The sequence below is a fragment of the Georgenia sp. Z1344 genome (genome assembly GCF_057652375.1).
The window spans coordinates 2,142,420-2,159,561 of sequence record NZ_CM172728.1; the positions used below are offsets into that span (position 1 = coordinate 2,142,420).

At 71.0% G+C, this 17,142-nt stretch carries 15 protein-coding genes; 10 read left to right on the plus strand and 5 right to left on the minus strand.

Features of this window, described 5'->3' with window-relative positions; genetic code table 11:
- Window positions 1-121 precede the first annotated feature (121 nt).
- Together AC24FB_RS09665 and AC24FB_RS09670 are read left to right on the plus strand one after the other, a co-directional pair.
- Window positions 122-481 carry a transposase gene (locus AC24FB_RS09665; protein ID WP_425715575.1) on the plus strand — a complete coding sequence of 120 codons (360 nt, stop codon included), beginning with the start codon at window positions 122-124 and terminating at the stop codon, window positions 479-481.
- A gap of 67 nt (window positions 482-548) precedes the next feature.
- A complete protein-coding gene (locus AC24FB_RS09670) occupies window positions 549-2,135 on the plus strand; it encodes a hypothetical protein (protein ID WP_425715574.1) in 1,587 nt (528 codons plus the stop codon).
- A 233-nt stretch (window positions 2,136-2,368) separates the two neighbouring features.
- On the opposite strand, the gene AC24FB_RS09675 is transcribed toward AC24FB_RS09670, so the two are convergent.
- Window positions 2,369-2,815, minus strand: coding sequence for a hypothetical protein (locus tag AC24FB_RS09675; protein ID WP_425715573.1), 447 nt, complete (start codon window positions 2,813-2,815; stop codon window positions 2,369-2,371).
- Between the two features lie 132 nt (window positions 2,816-2,947).
- On the opposite strand from AC24FB_RS09675, the gene AC24FB_RS09680 reads away from it, so the two are divergent.
- The 6 genes from AC24FB_RS09680 (at window position 2,948) to AC24FB_RS09705 (ending at window position 8,893) form a co-directional block, all read left to right on the plus strand.
- Window positions 2,948-3,739: an IclR family transcriptional regulator domain-containing protein gene (locus AC24FB_RS09680; RefSeq protein ID WP_425715572.1), complete on the plus strand. Its 792-nt coding sequence runs from the start codon at window positions 2,948-2,950 to the stop codon at window positions 3,737-3,739.
- Between the two features lie 154 nt (window positions 3,740-3,893).
- The gene (locus tag AC24FB_RS09685; protein WP_425715571.1) at window positions 3,894-5,126 is read left to right on the plus strand and encodes a CaiB/BaiF CoA transferase family protein; all 1,233 of its coding nucleotides are present in this window, start codon (window positions 3,894-3,896) and stop codon (window positions 5,124-5,126) included.
- Complete coding sequence (locus AC24FB_RS09690) at window positions 5,123-5,932, plus strand: citryl-CoA lyase (RefSeq protein WP_425715570.1); 810 nt, start codon at window positions 5,123-5,125, stop codon at window positions 5,930-5,932. Before AC24FB_RS09685 ends, AC24FB_RS09690 begins: the two co-directional genes overlap by 4 nt.
- Window positions 5,933-5,967: 35 nt before the next feature.
- Window positions 5,968-6,879 carry a DODA-type extradiol aromatic ring-opening family dioxygenase gene (locus AC24FB_RS09695; protein ID WP_425715569.1) on the plus strand — a complete coding sequence of 304 codons (912 nt, stop codon included), beginning with the start codon at window positions 5,968-5,970 and terminating at the stop codon, window positions 6,877-6,879.
- Window positions 6,876-7,253, plus strand: a complete 378-nt coding sequence (locus AC24FB_RS09700; protein ID WP_425715568.1) for a hypothetical protein — start codon at window positions 6,876-6,878, stop codon at window positions 7,251-7,253. The genes AC24FB_RS09695 and AC24FB_RS09700 overlap by 4 nt, the downstream gene beginning before the upstream one ends.
- A gap of 149 nt (window positions 7,254-7,402) precedes the next feature.
- The gene (locus tag AC24FB_RS09705) at window positions 7,403-8,893 is read left to right on the plus strand and encodes an amidohydrolase family protein (protein WP_425715567.1); all 1,491 of its coding nucleotides are present in this window, start codon (window positions 7,403-7,405) and stop codon (window positions 8,891-8,893) included.
- Window positions 8,894-9,180: 287 nt separating this feature from the next.
- Here AC24FB_RS09705 and AC24FB_RS09710 read toward each other — a convergent pair whose 3' ends face one another.
- The 3 genes from AC24FB_RS09710 to AC24FB_RS09720 form a co-directional block, all read right to left on the minus strand.
- Complete coding sequence (locus AC24FB_RS09710; protein WP_425715566.1) at window positions 9,181-10,644, minus strand: PIG-L family deacetylase; 1,464 nt, start codon at window positions 10,642-10,644, stop codon at window positions 9,181-9,183.
- The gene (locus tag AC24FB_RS09715; protein WP_425715565.1) at window positions 10,634-11,701 is read right to left on the minus strand and encodes an acyl-CoA dehydrogenase family protein; all 1,068 of its coding nucleotides are present in this window, start codon (window positions 11,699-11,701) and stop codon (window positions 10,634-10,636) included. Before AC24FB_RS09715 ends, AC24FB_RS09710 begins: the two co-directional genes overlap by 11 nt.
- A 201-nt stretch (window positions 11,702-11,902) precedes the next feature.
- Window positions 11,903-12,631: a glycosyltransferase family 2 protein gene (locus AC24FB_RS09720; RefSeq protein WP_425715564.1), complete on the minus strand. Its 729-nt coding sequence runs from the start codon at window positions 12,629-12,631 to the stop codon at window positions 11,903-11,905.
- A 134-nt stretch (window positions 12,632-12,765) separates the two neighbouring features.
- Here AC24FB_RS09720 and AC24FB_RS09725 point away from each other — a divergent pair, with 134 nt between their 5' ends.
- Complete coding sequence (locus AC24FB_RS09725; RefSeq protein ID WP_425715563.1) at window positions 12,766-13,866, plus strand: FUSC family protein; 1,101 nt, start codon at window positions 12,766-12,768, stop codon at window positions 13,864-13,866.
- A gap of 471 nt (window positions 13,867-14,337) precedes the next feature.
- Here AC24FB_RS09725 and AC24FB_RS09730 read toward each other — a convergent pair whose 3' ends face one another.
- The gene (locus AC24FB_RS09730; RefSeq protein WP_425715562.1) at window positions 14,338-15,483 is read right to left on the minus strand and encodes an O-antigen ligase family protein; all 1,146 of its coding nucleotides are present in this window, start codon (window positions 15,481-15,483) and stop codon (window positions 14,338-14,340) included.
- A 142-nt stretch (window positions 15,484-15,625) separates the two neighbouring features.
- Here AC24FB_RS09730 and AC24FB_RS09735 point away from each other — a divergent pair, with 142 nt between their 5' ends.
- A complete protein-coding gene (locus AC24FB_RS09735; RefSeq protein WP_425715561.1) occupies window positions 15,626-16,468 on the plus strand; it encodes a formate/nitrite transporter family protein in 843 nt (280 codons plus the stop codon).
- Window positions 16,469-17,142 lie beyond the last annotated feature (674 nt).

Consider the following 17,142-nt stretch of genomic DNA (forward strand, 5'->3'; position numbering starts at 1 on the left):
GGGTGAGTTCACCAGGTAGCGAATAGGTCTTGTCGCATTCTGGGACGTGGGGGCGTAGAATGCGAGTGAATCGCCCGGTGCGGCCCTATAGACGACTAGAGCGTGGGTGAGAGTAGTACTGGTGGCCTGGCGAGGACCTGAGTTTGTCTCTAGCTATCAGATGCTCTTGGGTGCTCAGTGGTCGTTTTTCGCGGAGGCACTCTTTGGCTTGAAGGGAAGCTGGGGGCGGCTGTTCGCGCATGCTCGGGCGTTGATTGAGTTGTTCATCAATCGCTACCGGTGCGTAATCGCGTGGTTGGACCTGCCCGAGACGCACGGGCTGTGGCAGGCGGTGTGGACATGGCGTCACCGCATGGCAGTGGTTGTCGTTTGGGACATGATCCTTGCAGCGTTCACCGCCATGGCTGATGCGGGAGGTGTCATCGACTTGTTGTTTCGATCGACTCCACGGTCGCTCGCGCGCATCGGATCCAGCGGATAGAGTAATCCCATCTGCGGGAGATAGCTCGTAATGTTTCGACACTCAAACAACGGAGAGGGTGAGATGCTTGAGCGTTCTCTACCTGGCGGTGTGGTCGGACGTCGCGTCGGCACGCGAACCCGGAACGATCGACGGGCTTAAAGCTCGTGTTGCTGGATGGGTCGAGGAGTCCGATGAGCCGGGGCCCTTATTGGAAGGCCGGGGCGAGTTCAAGGTCTCTCAGGGACGGCGCAGGCGAGTGTCCGTTCGATCGATCGGCTCGGAGGCTTTCGAGGTCATTGCGACCGACCAGGTCCCCGGTGACTCGACCGAGTGGGTGACGACGATTCGGGTCGTTGCCGACGATGAAGGCATCCACACTTTGGTCGAACTCAGTATGTCCTCTGACGACCTCGCGCGCCGAGTCTCCGTCGGCCGACCGAAGATCGTGCACGAACTGTTGGAGGCGGCCCAGAAACCGCGTACTGGTGGCAGCGGTGTGCTGATCGAACCCCTGGCGCTGCCGGTGAACGGGATCGCCGTGCTAACCGAGATGCTCGCGGACGCGAACCGGACGCTTCCGATCATCGTCTGTGCCGAACCGAACGGCAGCCACGATGGGTCATGGTTGCGCACCGCTGGGAGGATAGCGGCGCGTTCGGAGGGAGTCGCTGCGGTGATCACGCTTGACCGGGCGGCGGTCAGGGCATTCCGAAGCCAGTTCGGTCCGCTTTCTATCTGGGACGGTGGCGTGCGCGTATACGCACCCGGCGTCGTGACTGCAGAGTCTGAAGGGTGGAGGCACCGCTACTACCTTCGGCCCCGCCTGGAAGAGTCCACGCGGGCCACCGTTGATCGGATCGTCTATTCCGTCTCGCAGCTCTCGACCAGGCGTCGAGTACCTGAAGTTTTCCGCGTCTTCGGCGTTCAGAATGGGCTCCCTGCGGATGTTCTCGACGGAATGATCCCCAGTAGGGACCTCCTCGATGCCCGCGAGCATTGGGAGTTTGAGCTCGAGATGGCACGCGACGAGCAGAGCGCGCTGGAGCGCGAGCTCGTCAGCACGAACGGTCACCTGGCCCGTCTCAAGAAGGCGTTAATCGACAGCGGCCAGTCTCAGTTGCTGTGGGGGACCCAGCACGAGGAAGCAGGTTCAGTTCCAGATGAGGTGCAGGACACCTCGGAAGCCGCTATGGCTGCTCAGGCCTATTTGTCTGAGTGGCTCGTGCTACCCGATTCGGCGATCCGGGAGCTCGACGATATCGATACTGCGCCTGAGGCTTACAACTGGGGGAACAAGACCTGGCGCGGTCTTCGAGCCCTCGCCGCCTACGCGGAGGATCGTGCAGGCGGTTGGGACAGGGGAGGGTTCTGGGATTGGTGTGCCTCGGGTCCGCTCCTCGGATGGCCAGCGACGAGCAAGAAGCTTTCAATGACCGAGAGCGAGACGGTTCAGAACAATGAGAGGTTGAGCAAGGCCAGGGTCTTTGGGGTCGACCCGAATATTGATCCGTCGGGCGAAACAACTATGCTCGCGCACCTGAAGATCTCCGAGGGTGGAGGAAGTCTCGCGCCCCGCGTCTACTTTTATGACGACACCAATGGCCCCACGAAGAAGGTGCATGTGGGCTTGGTTGGACCGCACTATCTTGTTCCAAACAAATCGACGAACTAGGAGAGCGGGGATTGCCGGGGTGGATGGGCTAGTCAGGCTGATGGCGAAAGGGCGCCTGCCGGAACAGTGAGAGCCGCCCTGGCACTCTCTCTCTCTCTCTCTCTCTCGATAATCGGCTCGTCACATTCGGGGGGTCCGCCAGTCTATTGGAGTATCTGGTGGATGTAGTGGGTGGGGTCGCTGAGGCCGAAAGTTGAGTAGCAAACGTGTTCGAGGCAGCCGTAGGTCCCCTTTCAAGCGCTCGTCGCGCGCCGGTGCCGCGCGACCATCGCCACGAGCGGCGCCGCGGTCGCCAGGTCGAGCCCCAGTGCAGCGACCGCCCAGAGTGGCCCGTGGAACGGCCCCCAGGGCAGCAGGTCATCGATTGAGCACTCGCCCGGGACCGTCACCGCAAGCACCAGTGCGATGAGCGCGTAGGCGAGCCGCACCTCGTATCCACCGAGATGCGCCCACAGGCGCTTCTGCGAGAGCGTCGCCGCCTCGAGCTCGGAGAGCCCGGCGATCGTCACCATCAAAGCTCCGGGTCGCACGCCGTCGGCCTCGAACAGCGGGGCCGTGCCGGGGTTGCCGCGACCGTGGAACCAGCCGAAGAGCTTCTGGCCCGCGCGCCCCGCCAGTAGGGCCCCGAGGGCCATGCGCAGGAGGAGCAGCCTCAGGGCGGTCTCCACTGTCGCCTCCATGCGTCCGTGTAGCGTACGGGTGTCCGTTGCTGAGGGGTTCGGCGTCGTGCCGGTCGACGATCCGCCCCGTGGGTCGACACCTACACTGATCGGCCGGCGGCGGGTCGTGCCAGCAGACGTCAGGAGAGCGGGATGCGCGAGAAGACGAACCCCGACTTCGTCGAGGCGATCGCCCGGGGCTTCGACGTGGTTCGCGCCTTCGACGGCGCCCCCGTCCAGAGCCTGAGCGAGGTCGCGCAGCGCACCGGACTCGCTCGGCCCACCGCGCGCCGCGTGCTCATCACCTTGACCGAGCTCGGCTACGTGGCCGCCCGCGACGGCCGGTTCGAGCTCACTCCTCGCGTGCTCGAGCTCGGCGTCGCCTACTTCAGCGGCGGCGACCTCTGGGCCGCCGCCATGCCACGGCTCCGCCAGCTCGTCGACCGCACCCACGAGTCCTCTTCCATCGCCCAGCTCGACGGCTCCGACATCGTCTACGTTGCCCGCGTCGCCGTGCCCAAGCTCGTCACGCTCTCCGTTTCCGTCGGCACCCGGTTCCCCGCCGCCCAGACCTCGCTCGGCAAGGTGCTCCTCGCCGACCTCACCGCCGACGAGCTCGACGCGGTCCTCGAGCAGCCGTCCCGCTCGGGCGTCGTGCCCAGCTGGCAGCCCAGCCGCAGCGAGCTCGACTCCGTGCTCGCCGAGGTCCGCGACCAGGGCTGGGCCATCTCCGACCAGCAGCTCGCTCCCGCCATCCGCTCCGTCGCTGCACCGGTGCGCCGCGCCGACGGCACCGTGCTCGGCGCCATGAACGTCAACGCCCACGCCGCCGAGACCACCCTCGAGACGCTCCGCGAGCAGCACCTCCCGCACCTGCTCCGCGCGGCCGCCGACCTCGGGGTGGACATCGCCCTGCGCGAGCGCGTCCCCGCCGCCACGGCCTGAGCGCACCGGGGGGCGGGCGTCGTCGTCGGGGGAGGCCGTTGACTTCCCGCATCTGGCATCGCTAGCCTCGCCACCACACCGAGTGTCCGCCAGGCGGGTGACTGTACGCAGGGCGGACACGGGTCGACGACGACCGCAGCACAGGAGGACCCCGATGACGGATGGACGGCGCGCGCCGCTCGGCGAGACGCGGCCGGGTCGCTCCGACTTCTCCGAGCCCGGCGGGCGCGGACCGCTCGACGGCCTGCTCGTCGCCGACTTCTCCCGCGTGCTCGCCGGCCCGTTCGCTACCCAGATCCTCGGCGACTTCGGCGCGGACGTCATCAAGGTCGAGGCCCCCGTGGGTGACGAGACGCGCGACTGGCGCCCGCCCGAGCTCGACGGTGTCTCCACGTACTTCCTCGGCATCAACCGCAACAAGCGCGACCTCGTGCTCGACTTCCGCGACGCGGACGACCGCGCGGCGGCCCAGGAGCTCGCGCGCCGGGCCGACGTGGTCATCGAGAACTTCAAGCCCGGTGGCCTGGCGAAGTTCGGCCTCGACTACGGGAGCGTCTCGGCGAGCAACCCGGGCGTCGTCTACTCCTCGATCAGCGGGTTCGGCAGCGCCGGGGGAGCGGGACTGCCCGGCTACGACCTCATCGTCCAGGCGATGTCCGGGCTCATGAGCCTGACCGGCGAACCGGGCGGAGCGACCTACCGGTCCGGGGTCTCCGTCTTCGACATCATGAGCGGGCTCCAGTCCGTCATCGGCATCCTCACCGCGCTGCGCCACCGCGATGCCACGGGGGAGGGGCAGCACGTCGAGGTCAACCTCCTCTCCACCGCCCTGGCCGGCATGGCCAACCACTCCTCGACCTACGTGGCCGGCGGCCAGGTCCCCACCCGCATGGGCAACGCGCACCCCAGCCTCTTCCCCTACGAGCCGCTGCCCGCCGCCGACGGCGAGATCATCGTGGTGGCCGCGAACGACCGGCAGTTCGCCGCGCTGGCGAAGGCGCTCGGCGTGCCGGAGGTGCTCGACGATTCGCGGTTCGCGACCACCGACTCACGCAACCGGAACCGGGACGCGCTGCGGCCGATCCTCGTCGAGGCCCTGAGCCACGCGACGATCGGCGAGTGGTTCGAGCGCCTCACCGAGGCCGGGATCGCGTGCGGCCCCATCCAGGGCATCGACGGCGGCGTGGCCCTCGCCGAGCGACTCGGGCTCGACCCGGTGGTGCAGGTGGGCGAGGGGGAGCGGGCCGTGCCGATGATCCGCAACGCCATCACGTTCTCGAGGACCAAGGCGCAGTACCGGCTCCCACCGCCCACGCTCGGCGAGCACGGCGACGAGCTGCGGGCGTGGCTCGCGGCGCCTCAGGAGAAGGTCGAGGAGACGGCATGAGCGAGGAGCGGTCCTACCCCACGGGCATCGGGACCTCGAGCGAGGACACCATCGAGCTGCTCGGCGTGGACCTCGCCGCCGACGTGCTCGGCCAGGTGACCTTCGGCGAGCTCGCCTACTGGCTGGCCACGAAGCGCCTCCCCACCGCCGGGCAGCTGCGCGTGTTCGAGGCCGTCCTCGCCTCGCTCGCCGACCACGGCTACACGCCCACCGCGATCGCCGCCCGGATGACCTACTACTCCGCGCCGGACTCGATCCAGGGCGCCATCGCGGCCGGCCTGCTCGGCGGCGGCTCGCGGTTCCTCGGCGTCACCGAGGACACGGGGCAGTTCCTCGCCGAGGCGGTGACCGGGCTCGGCGACGTGACCGGGTACGGCGAGGGGGAGTGGGACGACGTCGCGCGGGAGCTCGTCGCAGCCGCGCGTGCCGAGGGCCGGAAGATCCCCGGCCTCGGGCACCCCGTGCACAAGCAGGGCGACCCCCGCACGCCGGTGATGTTCCGGATCGCGCGGGAGGAGGGCGTGTTCGGGGCGCACCTGGCCCTGTTCGAGGCGATCGGGCGCGTGCACGCCGAGGTGCTCGGGCGTCAGCTCCCCTTGAACGGTGCGGGCGTGGCCGGGGCGTGCCTCGTCGACGCCGGCCTGCCGGTGGGGCTGCTGCGCGGGTTCGCCCTCCTCGCGCGGACCGCCGGGCTCATCGGGCACCTCGCCGAGGAGCAGGAGAACCCCGTCGGGCCGTCGATCTACGCGGAGGTCGACCGGCACGCGCGGTACGTGCCGCCGGCAGACGAGACGCCGACCGACTAGCCGCTTGCCGGACCCCACGCTCGAAGGAGAGTTGCATGGCCACCCTGTCCGCGGTGCTCGCGACGACGCACCACCCCTTCTACTACAAGGCCACCGAGCTGACGCCACCCGAGGAGCAGATGCCGCAGGCCGCTGAGTGGAAGGCCAAGGTCGAGGCCTACCGGGCCACGCTGACGGCGGCTGAGCCGGAGCTGCTGGTCATGGTCGGCTCGGACCACTTCCACCAGTTCTTCTACGACAACTACCCGACGTTCCTCATCGGCAAGCAGGCCCGCTACGACGCGACGTTCTCCAACGAGATCCGCGAGTTCGGCATGCCCACCTACGAGCTCGAGGGCCACGAGGAACTGTCCGGCTTCATGCTGCGCGGCCTGCTCGAGCGCGGCTTCGACTTCTCCGTGTCCAACGAGCTGAAGATCGACCACTCGATCATCTGCCCGATCATCACCACCCGACCCGCGGGCGACCTCCCGATCGTGCCGATCTACACGAACATCTTCGCGCCGCCGCTGCCGAGCCCGAAGCGGTTCTACGAGCTGGGCCGGGCGATCCGGGAGATCATCGAGGAGTTCCCGTCGGACAAGCGGGTGGCCGCGATCGGGTCGGGGCACCTGTCGCTCGAGCTCGGCGGGCCGCGGATGTTCGAGGAGCACGGGCCGGACCCCGAGTGGGACGTCCAGGCCATCGAGTGGCTCGCGACCGGGAACATCGAGGCGATCCTCGAGAACGTCACGTGGGAGTCGATGTCCGCCTCCGGCAACGCGACGCCGGGCTTCCTCGATCTCATCCTCATGCTCGGCATCGCCGGGCCCGAGCAGGCTGCCTACGTCGACGACCTCGACCTGTACCACACGCGCGAGATGTACATGACGTGGTACCCCGGCGGAGACCCGCGCGAGAAGCGCGGGGCGAGCTCCGCCGTCGTGAGCGAGGAGGCGAGGGCATGACCAGGTACGCCGTCAACAAGTTCCTCTTCCAGGTCGACCGCGACCCCGAGCTGCTCGCCGCATACAGGGCCGAGCCGGCGGCGATGGTCGCGCGGTGGGAGGTCGAGTTCCTCCCCTACCTCGGCGCGGGGAACCAGCGCGTGGAGCGGTCCACGGTCCATTCCCTCGACGACGACGAACGGCGCGCGCTCGTCGATCACGACTACGTGGCCCTGTTCGAGATGGGCGCGCACTACTTCCTCACGCTGACGATCTTCATCGGCATCTACGAGGAGGACTACATGGCGCGCAGCGGTCCGCTCGCGTTCCAGAAGGAGTACCGCGAGAAGCTCGCGCACTGGATCGGCAGGCAGTACCCCAGCGTCGAGGTCTGACGCAGCCGCCGGGCCTCGCGCGGGGACGCCGCGGGCTCGGCTTGGGCTCGATGCGGGCCCTGTGCGGGCTCGACACGGGACCAGCACTGGCTCGGCCCACCCCCGGATCGACAACGAACCGTCCAGACATTCTCAACGAGGAGCATGCAATGACCACCCCCGCACCCGAATCAGGCCGGCCGATCGTGCTGCGCGGCGGCATCGTCGTCACGATGGACGAGAGGCGGACCGTGCACGAGGGCGCCGACGTCCTCGTCGTCGAAGGAGAGATCGCCGCGATCGGACCGGCGCTCGCCGTGCCCGACGGCACGTTCGAGATCGACGCCGCCGGCGGCATCGTCATGCCCGGCATGATCGACTCCCACCGGCACATGTGGCAGACCGCCATGCGCGCCTACGGCTCGGACTGGACGCTCACGCAGTACTTCGTCTGGTACTACCTCGAGCACGGCACCGCGTTCCGACCCCAGGACTACGCGGCGGGGAACGCGCTGAGCGCGCTCGACGCGATCGAGTCGGGCATCACCACGACCGTGGACTGGTCGCACGGGCTGCAGTCCGTCGAGCACGCCGAGGCCGCCATCGACGCCCTGGTGAGCTCGCCGGGTCGGTACGTCATTGGCTTCGGCAACATCTTCGGCGGCCCGTGGGAGTGGACCGCCGACCCGGCCTACCGCCGCGTGTTCGAGAGCGCTCGTGCTGATTCGAGGCTGGCCGGCGTGCAGCTGGCGTTCGACGTCACCGGCGACCCGGCGTTCCCCGAGCAGAAGGCGTTCGAGGTGGCCCGCGAGCTCGACGTGCGGGTGACCACCCACGCCGGCGTGTGGGGCGCGACCAACGACGACGGCGTGCGGCTCATGCACGAGCACGGCTTCATGGAGCCCGGCACCGTGTACGTCCACGCGGCCACGCTCAGCGAGGACTCCTACCAGCGGATCGCCGCGACCGGCGGCATCGTGTCGCTCTCGACGGAGAGCGAGCAGAGCTGCGGCCAGGGCTACCCGCCCTCCCACGCGCTGCGCGCGCACGACATCCCGGTGTCCCTGTCCGTCGACACGAGCGCCTGGTTCAGCGCCGACCTGTTCTCCGCGATGCGCACCACCCTGGGCGCCGACCGCTCCTGGGAGCACCTCACCGCCCACGAGCACGGCGACACGGTGACGCACTCGCACCTGCGAGCGCAGCACGTGGTCGAGTGGGCGACGCGGGGTGGGGCTCGCGCGATCGGGCGTGAGCGGGAGCTCGGGTCGCTGGAGGTGGGAAAGCTCGGCGACGTCGTGCTGCTGAAGAACGACCACTCGCCGACGATGTTCCCTGTGCTGAACCCGTACGGGCACATCGCGATGCAGGCGAGCCGCGGGGACGTCCACACGGTGCTCGTCGGCGGGGACGTGAAGAAGTTCGACGGGCGGCTCGTGGGCGTGGACCTGCCGGCGATGCGCTCGCGGCTCGAGGACACGGTCGAGCACCTGCGCTCGACCCTCGGCGACGACGTCTGGCAGGCCGGGATGAACCCCGACATCCCCGAGACCAAGGTCCTCGACAACCCGTACATGTACACGGAGTACCGGGACAGCTCGACGCGGGGGGCGTTCCAGACGCAGGCGCCTGGTGGTGGGGCTGGTCGGCCGACGGACTGACTCTTCACCTCTTTCCGCCGACCCAGGTAGTTGTGCGCCGAGCCAGGCCACGCCGTCTACTGGCTCGGCAGGGGACCTCTAGGGTCGGCACGCAACGTCTGGGTTCGACGTCGGCTCGTCCTCCCCTCCGCCGACCCGTGTAGTTGTCCGCCGACCTCAGTACCTCCCGCCGACCCAGGTAGTTGTGCGCCGAGCCAGGCCACGCCGTCTATTGGCTCGGCAGGGGACCTCTAGGGTCGGCACGCAACGTCTGGGTTCGACGTCGGCCGGTGGTGCGCAGCGCCCGATTAGTCGCCGCCGAGGAACTCCTCGCTCGCCACGCTCGGGCGCGGCGGGCCGAACGTCTCGATGAGCATGTCCTCGTCCCGGTAGGACGCCAGCCGCGCCCAGCCAGGCTGGTCCGCCAGGGCCCGATGGATCGCGTCCGCGTTCCGGTAGGCGCCGGGGATCGGGTGCCGCCAGTGGGCCGCCACGAGCACCCCGTCGACCGCCAGGGACTCGCGCGCGTGGCGGAGGGTGTCCTCGAACTCTGTGTCGTCGAGGTAGTACGCGAGCTCGCTGAGCACGATGAGGTCGAGCTCTCCCGCGGGCCAGTCGGCGATGCCGCCCACCCGGAAGTCCACGTGCGGAGGCGGGACGCGCTCGCGCGCGGTCTCCAGCGCGGCGGGGACGACGTCGGTGGCGAGGAGCTGCTGGCAGCGCTCGGCCAGCAGCGCCGTGAGTCCGCCGATCGAGCAGCCCGGCTCGTAGCCCCGCCGGAAGGTCCGCCGCGGCAGCAGCGCCGCCGTCAGGGCGTACTTGCGCTCCTCGTACCAGCGCCCGGTGACCGACCACGGGTCCTCCCCGCGGTCGTAGATCGCGGCGAACCCGGCCGCCGGGTGGGGGAAAACGACCTGGCGGCGGCGCAGCATCCGGTCCCGCACCCGGCGGGGCAGGACCACCTGGTGCTCCGGGTCTACGCCGGCGCGGCCGGTGGGCACGCCGAGGTCGAGGCTGATCTGCGAGCGGAACGCGTCCATGGCTGCGGACCGTGCGTGGTCGAGCTCGTCGTCGACGACCAGCGCCCGCGCGCTGCCCCAGTCGATGACCGGGTGCTCGTGGGGCTGCGTGTGCTGCCACAGCCACACCGGGTACTCGACGAGCCGCGCCGTCGGGACTCGTGCCAGGGCTCGGCGGGCGGCGCGCCCGGTCGCGTCGTGGTCCGGGTGCCCGTCGTGGCGCAGCGGTGCGGCCACCCACGTCCCCGGCGGGAGTCGGCCGAGCGCCGCGCCGATGCGCTCGGCGAGGGCGTCCTCGTGCTCGGTGACTCGCCCGTCGGGCAGCCGCAGCCGGGTGCGCCGGATCTCGTGGTCCGGGTCGGCGGCCAGCCCCGCGAGCGAGGCCAGCGCGGCGCGGGACTCCGCGGCGCGGAGCTCGGCAAGGTCCGCCGGTGCGACGAGCTCGGGCGGGTGGGAGGCGTCGCCGTCGGTGACGGCGAGCACGAGCGTCGGGATCCCCTCGCGGGCGGCCGTGCCGATGAGGGCGCCGGCGCCGAGTACCTCGTCGTCGGGGTGCGGGGAGAGCACGAGCAGCGCCGGTGCCGCGGCGATCTCGGGTGGTGCGGCGTCGTCGGGTGCCTGGTCGGCAGGACGGTGGTCGCCGGTCCGCGCCGCGCGCAGCGTCCACGGCGCGAGTCGGGACTCGAACCGGGCCAGCGACGGCTCGGACGTGGCCGGCGGGTCCTCGGCGCGGAAGAGCGGCTCAGGCATCATCGTCGGTGCTCGCCGGACGGTCCGCTGCCGGGGCTCGTTCCGGGGCGTTCGCCCCGGTGGGGGAGAACCCGATGATCGCTTCCCACAGGGTGGTCGCGTCCTCGCCCGCCTCGGCGCGGGCGGCGACCTCGGCGGCGATCTGGGCCTCGTCGGCCTCGGCGTGGGTCTGGCGGATGTAGACACCGAGATCGGCCACGCGCCGGGCATGGTCGCCGTCCGCGCACAGGGGACCGGCGCCGAGGCCCCGGCCGACGCGCTCGACGACGGTGGCGGCGAGGCGGTCGATGCGGGTGCGCACCGCGAGCGCCCGCGCCGCGCGGAGGCCGTCCCGGTCGTCGGGGTCGGCGTCGATCGTCGCCGCGGCCTCGGTGAGCATCGCCCACCCGGCCCCGAGCTCAGTAGCGGTCGCGCCGGCGTGTGCGCGGACCAGGTCAGAGGCGCCGGGACGGGCGGCCCGCGCCAGCAGGGGAGCCGCGACGCCCGCGGCCCCGCCGAACCAGCAGGCGGCCACGCCGGCGCCGCCGTGCCAGAAGCCGGGTCGGTCGAGGTAGTCGGCGTGGCTGCCGAGGCGGCGCGCGGGGACGCCCTCGAGCTCCACCCATCCTGAGTCGCTGTCTGCCATACCCACGGCCGGCCAGGTGTCCGGCACGGCGCGCACCCCGGGCAGGCGCAGGTCGACGGCGAACAGTGCCACCGCGCCGTCGTCGTCGGTCGTGGCGGTGACGAGCGCGTGCGTGCACAGCGACGCGCCCGAGCACCACGGCTTGGTGCCGGTCAGCGTCCAGCTGCCGCCCGCCTCGGCGGCGTAGAGCCGGGGGCGGGGTGGCTCGGCCGCCCAGACGCCCCAGTGGGAGCCGGGCTCCACCAGTTCCGGCGCGCCGAGGTCGGTGGTGATCGCGACGGCGTCGGCGTGCGCCTCGGCGAGCCGGCCGGTCACCACGTTCGCGGCCGTCAGCTCGGCGAGCGCGCGCCAGCGGGCGAGGGTTCTCCCGCGGCCCGGCAGCGGGAGCTCCAGCCCCGCGAGGAGCCGGCCGTAGGTGCCGCGCGCGGAGCTCACGGGCGCCTCGCCGTCGGCCCGTCCGTGCCCGGGGCTCGCTCCTCGTGCTCGTGCTCGTGCGACGGTGTCGCCATCACGGTCCTTCCTGTGCTCGGGATGTGCTGCGGTCTCGTGCTCCGCGAAGGGATGCGCGCCCGTGCCCCACGCTGCGGTGGCCGTCGGGCGAGGCCGGGTGGTCCGTCGGTCGCGTCGGGGCGGTTGTCACGCGGGGCAGGTCCCGGCCGGGGCGAGGGATTCGGCCAGGTCGGCGAGGTCGCCCGCGAAGCCGGCGGGTGCGCGGCCGGCGGTGCGGCGGGAGGTGACGACGGGCATGTCCAGGGCGCGCACCGTGCACAGCCCGCGGGCCGCGGCGCGGCGCACGAGGTCGACGTCCTCGCCGGTCCGCAGCGGTCGGAAGCCGCCGAGGAGCCGCAAGGCCTGCGCGGAGAGGCCGAGGTTGGCGCCGTGCACGTGGTCGTGGCCGCGCGCGCTGACGGCGCTCGCGTACTGCTCGGCCCAGGCGCGGGCGAGGGGGTCCTCGGCGTGACCGCCCTCAAGCGCGACGGTCCCCACCACGAGGTCGACCTGCCTCGACCGGTATCGAAGGTGCGCCGCGACCCAGTCCTCGGGGACCACGGAATCCGCGTCCGTCGTCGCGATCCAGGAGCGCGGGTCCGGTGCGGCGCCGGACAGCAGGGCGCGGTCGCAGCCGGCCTGGCGGGCGGCACCGACGTTGCGCGCGTCGATCTCGAGCACCTCCGCGCCGCAGGCCCGGGCGATCGCCGCGGTGCCGTCGGTGCACGAGTCGGCGACGACGATGACGCTCACCTCCGCCCCGGCCGCTCCGGCGGCCGCCCGCAGGGAGTCGAGCGTGCGCCCGATCAGCGCCTCCTCGTCACGCGCGGGGACGACGACGCAGACGTCGGGCCGGCGCGCAGGACCCACGCTCACGACTGGCCTCCTCACGGTGTGCCGGGTCGACGCGCGCGAGCGCACGCCGTCACGGGCAGTGCACCACAGCGCGGACCGTCTCGCACGGCGAGGTGGCCGGCAGGGGCGGCGCCGGGTGCAGGGACGATGGGCGGATGCGTCCACTGCGAGAGCTGGCCCTGCGGCCACAGTTCACGACCGACCTGCTGCAGATCCTCAAGAGCGTCGCCGCGGCCACCGCGGCGTGGTGGGTCTCAACCACCGTGCTCAGCTCTCCGCTGCCCTTCCTCGCTCCGTGGACGGCGCTGCTGACCGTGCACGCCACGGTCCACCGATCGCTGTCGCGCGGGGTGCAGTCGACGGTGGCCTCGGCGCTGGGCGTCGGGCTGTCGTTCCTCGTGGGCGCCTACCTCGGGGTGAACGTGTGGACCTTCGCTCTCGCACTGTTCGTCGGGCTGGCCGGAGCGCGAATCAGCTGGATCCGCGACGAGGGCGTCGCGATCGCGACCACCGCGATCTTCGTCCTCGGCAGCGGATTCTCCGAGCAGCAACCGCTGCTGCTCGACCGCATCATCGAGGTCGGCCTCGGCGTGGTCATCGGGGTCGCGGTCAACCTGCTGGTCATCCCGCCGCTGCGCGATCAGCAGGCCTCGCGGTACGTGGACAGCATCAACCGCCGGATGGGGGACGTCCTGGTCGACATGGCCGACGAGTTCTCGAGATCCTGGGAGACCGACAAGGCCGAGTCGTGGCGGGACGAGATCGAGTCGATGACCCACGAGCTGGACACCGCGTGGCAGTCGGTGCGCTTCGCCACCGAGAGCCGGCGGTACAACCCCCGGGAGCGCCTCGCTCGTCGGTCGAGGACGGGCGAGGAGGTCGGCTACGAGAACATCCTCGAGCGCGTCGACGAGGGGGTCTCGCACCTGCGTCACCTGGCCCGGACCTTGTACGAGGCCGCCTACGCCGAGGGCGCGTGGGACGAGGAGTTCCGCGAGCGGTGGACCACGATCGTGCGCGACACGGGTCACGCCGTCGCCGATCCCGACGCGGACGTGGAGCCGGTCCTCGGCCGGCTGACCGCCCTGGCGCGGGACGTGTCCCACGAGCACGAGCTCCCGGCGGAGAGCTGGCCGCTCTACGGCTCCCTCCTGTCCGGCATGCGGCACATCGTCGTCATCATCGACGACGTCGCCTCGGCCCGCGAGGCGCGCGAGGCCGGGGCGAGCAATCCGCGAACCAGCGGTTCGTCGTAGGCACGCGTCGACGGGCAGCCGGTGCCCGACGGCGGGCAGGCGGTCGGGCCCGCGGAGCTCGTCGCTGATCGGAAGGATCGGAGCGAGCAGCGCCGGAGCCTCGGCAGCGCCGACCCCACCACTCACCGCCGACCCATGTAGTTGTGCGCCGACCTCACCTCTTCCCGCCGACCCAGGTAGTTGCGCGCCGACCCCAGCACCTTCCGCCGACCCATGTAGTTGTGCGCCGACCTCACAGGTTGCCGCCGACCCAGGTAGTTGTGCGCCGACCCAGGTGACGTCGTCCGCTGGCTCGGCGGTCAACCTCTAGGGTCGGTACACAACGACTGGGTTCGGCGATGAACTTCTAGGGTCGGCACACCACGACTGGGTTCGGCGGTGAACCTCTAGGTTCGGCACTCAACGTCTGGGTTCGGCGGTGAACCTCTAGGGTCGGCACGCAACGTCTGGGTTCGTCGTCGAGCGGAGTCGTCAGCGGCGGGGTGTCGTCGTCGTCGGGCGTTCGAACGTCTCGGTGGCCGCCCCTCGTGACGCGCGATGCGTGCCCGCCCAGCCGAGGACGACGCCGGCCATGAGGACCAGCGGCGGGAACTCGGCCAGGTGGTCGATGCTCGAGTGGATCGCCAGCGCGGTCCAGGCCGTGGCGGCGATCGCGGCGGCGGCGCGCGAGCCGCGGGTGGCCACCCCGTAGGCCACGACGAACATCGCGAGCAGCAGCACCACCCCGACGGCGCCGAGCTCCGCGCCCACCTGCAGCACGTCGGAGTGGACCTCGGAGAGCTTCGCGTTCCCCGCGGCGAGGGCAGAGTGCTCGACGAACGACCCCGGACCGGACCCGGTGAGCGGGCGCTGCGCCCACAGGTCGAGGGCGTCGCCCCAGAGCCGGTGGCGGGCCGAGCTGAGGCTGCCCTCGGCCGCGAGGAATCCCGGCCACGTCTCGCGGCTGCCGAGCCACGCGACGACCACCGCTGCGGCGAGGCCCAGACCCGCCCCGACCGCCGCGACGGTGCGCACTGGTGGGCCGCGGCGCGTGGCGACGACGAGGGCGACGACCGCCGCCGTCGCGAGGACGAGGACCATCCCGGCCTGGGCGCGCGCCGCGAGCAGGACGGCGACGACGAGGAGCATCGTCGTCGAGACGCTGAGGTGCGTGCTGGTGCGAGCGTCGCCGGGGTCAGTGCCGAGTCGGAGCAGGCCGGCGAGCGCGACGAGCTGGACGCCGATCGCGGCCTGCGCGTTCGCGTAGAACGGGATCCCCACGACGACGACGAGCGCCCCGATCGTCAGGACCGTCGCGACGGTCCACCCCGGGACGCGGCGGGAGAGGTGTCGCCCGGCGACGATGCCGACGAGCAGGACGACCGGTGCCGCGAGGTGCGGGGCGGCGTCGATGAACGGGTGGGCGCTGGCGGCCGTCGCGGTCAGCGTCCAGAGCAGCCAGAGGACGGCGAGGCCGACGAGGTAGCGGTCGGCGCGTCCGTCGAGGCCGATGACTGCGAGGCCGCGGGCGACCGCCCGGCGTGCGGTGCCGAGTCGCGGGGTCGCGGTCGGCCGGCGGGCGGAGCTGTCGCCTGGGTCGGGCGACGGCTCGGCGTCGGGATCGGGGGAGGACACCACGTCTCCCGATCGTAGGTGCGCGGCCGGTCGCACTGGTGGGCGGGCGGTGAACGGCGGGCGTCGTCGTCGGGCGTGGAACGTATCCGACGCCGACGCACGGGCCCGAACGGCGGTGAGAGCTCGGCGTCCTTACGCTGACCGGATGGATCAGAGCGAGCAGCGGCGACGGCTGGGCACGACCGACTTCGACGTCGAGGACGAGCTCGTCGGCGAGGTGGCCACCACCGTGCGCGAGGGGTCGAAACGGCTCAACCGGACGTGGCCCGAGCTCCTCGTCACCGGGTTCTTCGGTGGCGTGGACGTCGGCCTCGGGATCCTCGCGATGATCCTCGTCAAGGACGCCACGGGCTCGACGATCCTGGCGGGGATGGCGTTCGGCGTCGGGCTCCTTGCCCTGCGACTCGCGCACTCGGAGCTGTTCACCGAGGAGTTCCTCCTGCCCATCAACGCGGTGCTCGCGGGGCAGGGGACGTGGCTGCAGGTGGTCCGGCTGTGGTCGAGCAGCCTCGTGATGAACCTGGCCGGCGGGCTGATGTTCGCGTGGCTCATCGTGCTCGCGCTGCCCGGGTACCACGCGACGATCATCTCGTCGGCGACGTCGTACCTCGAGCAGCCCTCGCTGACGGTGACGATCGCGCTCGCCCTGCTCGCCGGTGCGACGATCACGCTGTCCACCCGGATGCAGCAGGGCACGTCGAACGACGTCGTGGCTGCCATCATCTGCATGAGCTCCGGGCTGCTGCTCATCGGGCTGGGGATGCTGCACGGGGCACTCAACGCGATCGTCATCTTCGCCGCGATGCTGGCCGGCGCGGACATCTCGGTGGGGGACTTCCTCCAGTGGTTCGGCCTGGTGATCCCGTTCAACATGCTCGGCGGGCTGCTCATCATCACGATCCCGCGCGTGACGCGGACGTGGAAGCTGCTGCGCGGGCTGCGCACGGGGAAGTTCGAGCTGGAGGACGTGACGCGGCAGGCCGGGTGAGGTGGTGCGACGTGGTGGGTGCGGCGTCGGGCTGAGGTGCGATGACGTCTCCAGCGGCGGGCGGGCGTTCGTCGTCGTCGGGCATGTCCCTCTCCGCCCGACCCTGCCGCCCTCGCACGTTCCCGCCCACCTCACAGAATCCCGCCGAGCCGGCTGACGGCGTCAGCGGGTGGGGCGCTCGTTGTATGGGGTTCGTCGGCGGGTGGGCCTGCAACTCGTGGATCGCTGACTGTTCGTCGACTTCGGGTTCGACTGCCATGGTGACGGTGTGGCGCAGGAAGAGTTCTCAGCGCGACAGGTGTGACTCGGCGCCCTGTGCCTGCAATCCGAGCGTCGGCATGCCCGCGTCCTGAGAGGACCGGCATTGCTTCGATGCGAGCGACATCCGGACCAGCACAGAGCACCGAGCTCGGCTGAGTAGTCCGTCGGCACGCGGTCCAGTCTCTGCTGTGCTCGGAGAAGCCATGAGTGCCAGCGTTCCAAGTGGACCGTTGCCTAACGATGGTTGAGCCGTCATGCACACCGCAGTCATGTTCCATCGGCCTAGCCCCGGGCCCCGCGCGGTCACCGCCCGTCGGGGACGGGACCTCGGGCGGTAAGTCGGGGCTCCGACAGCAGAGGCCGGCACCGCCTGTCCGGTACCGCCGCCAGGCGGTGCCGGACAGGGGATTGAC

Coding starts and splice junctions, on each gene's coding strand:
- AC24FB_RS09690 (WP_425715570.1), top strand. CDS start 5,123: ATGAGCGAGGAGCGGTCCTACCCCACGGGCATCGGGACCTCGAGCGAG.
- AC24FB_RS09700 (WP_425715568.1), top strand. CDS start 6,876: ATGACCAGGTACGCCGTCAACAAGTTCCTCTTCCAGGTCGACCGCGAC.
- AC24FB_RS09735 (WP_425715561.1), top strand. CDS start 15,626: ATGGATCAGAGCGAGCAGCGGCGACGGCTGGGCACGACCGACTTCGAC.
- AC24FB_RS09680 (WP_425715572.1), top strand. CDS start 2,948: ATGCGCGAGAAGACGAACCCCGACTTCGTCGAGGCGATCGCCCGGGGC.
- AC24FB_RS09695 (WP_425715569.1), top strand. CDS start 5,968: ATGGCCACCCTGTCCGCGGTGCTCGCGACGACGCACCACCCCTTCTAC.
- AC24FB_RS09675 (WP_425715573.1), bottom strand. CDS start 2,815: ATGGAGGCGACAGTGGAGACCGCCCTGAGGCTGCTCCTCCTGCGCATG.
- AC24FB_RS09685 (WP_425715571.1), top strand. CDS start 3,894: ATGACGGATGGACGGCGCGCGCCGCTCGGCGAGACGCGGCCGGGTCGC.
- AC24FB_RS09725 (WP_425715563.1), top strand. CDS start 12,766: ATGCGTCCACTGCGAGAGCTGGCCCTGCGGCCACAGTTCACGACCGAC.
- AC24FB_RS09710 (WP_425715566.1), bottom strand. CDS start 10,644: ATGATGCCTGAGCCGCTCTTCCGCGCCGAGGACCCGCCGGCCACGTCC.
- AC24FB_RS09705 (WP_425715567.1), top strand. CDS start 7,403: ATGACCACCCCCGCACCCGAATCAGGCCGGCCGATCGTGCTGCGCGGC.